Source organism: Acinetobacter sp. TUM15064 (genome assembly GCF_008980265.1).
Lineage (GTDB): Bacteria > Pseudomonadota > Gammaproteobacteria > Pseudomonadales > Moraxellaceae > Acinetobacter.
In genome coordinates, this window is record NZ_BKFU01000130.1 from 1 (window position 1) to 2,348 (window position 2,348).

Consider the following 2,348-nt stretch of genomic DNA (forward strand, 5'->3'; position numbering starts at 1 on the left):
TCGTTTGAAGGATAAAAAGAGAGTAGGAATTCAACCACAAATTGAGTCTTAATAAATCATCAAAGGGGTCAATTTTACTTTGCTGTTTTTAAGGTAAAAGGGGTCAGTTTTAAATTGCCGTTGACAGCATTATGCACATCGTGTACTGTTTGATGGTTTTGGAAAACTATGGATTAGCTCTGGTGAGAGACAGAAATTTGATCCTGCCCAAGACTTGACATCGAATCTTGGGAAAATCATTCGGATTAATGATGATGGCTCAGTGATAGTGGATAATCCTTTTCAGTCGCAAGGTGAAGTAGCGAAACAAGTCTGGAGTTTCGGGCATCGTAATCCTTTAGGTATGGCTTTTGATGAACAAGGTCAACTTTGGGTGGTTGAAATGGGTCCGAAAGGTGGTGATGAGCTTAATTTGATCCAGAAAGGGAAAAACTATGGTTATCCAGTGGTTTCCAATGGTGATCATTATAGTGGTTTGAATATCCCTGACCATGTTACGCGACCTGAGTTTGAAGCACCGAAATTGGACTGGACCCCTGTGATTTCTCCATCGAGTTTGATTTTTTATACGGGACAGATGTTTCCCAAGTGGCAGGGTAAAGCCATCATTGGCGGGCTTTCATCTGAAGCGTTGATTATTGTAGACACCACAGCACAGCTAGCAAAAGAAATTCAACGGATAGATATGAAACAACGTATCCGTGGTTTACAACAAGCGAAAGATGGCAGTATTTGGGTGATTGAGGATGGGAAGCATGCTGATTTAATTCAACTGGTCAAACTTTAGTCATATTAAAAGAAATATGACTAAGCGATGAATTTTAAATAGCAGAGTGTAGATCGGCATGGAAAACATTGGCTTGAATTTGAAGCAAGTTATGGTTTTCATTTCCATTATTGATACGCCAATGTGCAATTTTAATATTATCGACTAAGGCGATATCTCCTTGTTGCCATTGAACTAAAAGTGCATCACGATAGAGTGCATCAAAGTATTGCTGTTTTTCCTGATGCGTCCACTCAATTTTTTCACCTGTGTATGTGAAGAGTTCCCAAGACAATTGCATGTGATTCGCTGTAAAACCTGATTGAAGTGATCCGCGATGCTTACATATAGTTTGTGTCGTGTGGTGTGCAAAGGTATGGGTATTATTAGCAAAGACCCACGGTTGGATCGCTAGTCTTTGAGTATCAGGATGGGTGATGACGAAGGGAGAGCGTTTTAAGGTGAGTTTGGCTCTTTTATTGGTTAGCTTGCTTAAATAAAATGGGCTGTTCTTTAATAGTAAACGGTCTAATATATTGAGTTTACGGATTGAAATATAAGAAAAATGGCTCCACGCGCCTAAATATTTTTTTTGAATACTGGTTGGAAACTGGTTCCAAATTTTTTCTAAGTCATTAAAACCTGTTTCCGCCAGATGAGTGGAAGTCTGTTGGCAAAACAGTGCAACATAACGTGATCGGGTTGAATGCATACTTCCTTGGATATGTAAGTTTTGAATGGCATTCTCACGAGGTTTCAATTGTACGATATTGTGATTGTGGTACAGCTTCTCATTATTTATACCGAAAAGTTTTTCACTGTGCTTACGCATAAGTGTGGCAAACCAGCCCTGCGTATTCGGAGTAATACTATTCCTTGGTTCAAGTTGTAAATGTTGTTCAATAAGTTCGTAGAATTCATAGCTGCGTTCTATCTTGAAACCGCGGAATAATAAAATCCCATGCTGATGGAGTTGTTGCATGATTTCAGTACGATGAACTCTACAATAGGCTGCTAAAGCATCTGCCTGCGTATATTCAGGGTCTGCGACATAGATTTTGCAATAATCAGTTAAATATGTAGTACTCAGTTGCATGAGGTGTTCTCTGTTCTTCTTGTTTTTAATTGATTTTATATAAAAACGTTTTGCGCAAAACTGCCCGACGTTCAGATGGGCAAAAGTATAGAACGTAGTGCGTTATATTGATGTAATATTTGGTTGCTATGCCTGATATAACGATAAACGGTCAGCTTAATCGCACTGTGGTTACGAATATCAAAAATGAAAAACTTTAATAATAAAAGAATAGAGGATGTGTGATGCCAAGTACCCAAATTCATGTTCGTAAAAACTATAGTCAGGATGAAGCGCGAGCGATAATTGAAGCAGTCCATACGGCATTATCTACTGCGTTTCAACTCCCCCAATATGATCGCAATATTCGTTTAGTTGAGCATGCACCTGAGCATTTTGCGTATCCACTTTATTTAACACAACCCGCTTCTTTTACTTGGATTGAAGTTGATTGCTTTGTTGGAAGATCGCTAGAGACTAAACGAAGACTGTATCAACTCCTAGTTC

General features: G+C 38.9%; 2 protein-coding genes and 1 pseudogene. 2 read left to right on the plus strand and 1 reads right to left on the minus strand.

All coding sequences use genetic code 11. The features are described 5' to 3' along the window. Positions 1–127: 127 nt before the first annotated feature. Positions 128–787: pseudogene (locus tag GBI16_RS17930) on the plus strand (PQQ-dependent sugar dehydrogenase); the annotation flags it as partial. Positions 788–821: 34 nt separating this feature from the next. On the opposite strand, the gene GBI16_RS17935 reads toward GBI16_RS17930, so the two are convergent. Continuing rightward, positions 822–1,862 (minus strand): TauD/TfdA family dioxygenase, encoded by a 1,041-nt coding sequence (locus GBI16_RS17935; protein WP_086210745.1) that lies wholly within the window; start codon positions 1,860–1,862, stop codon positions 822–824. 224 nt (positions 1,863–2,086) lie between these two features. On the opposite strand from GBI16_RS17935, the gene GBI16_RS17940 reads away from it, so the two are divergent. Continuing rightward, on the plus strand, positions 2,087–2,348 hold a 262-nt coding region (locus tag GBI16_RS17940), incomplete at its 3' end, for a tautomerase family protein (protein WP_151707600.1).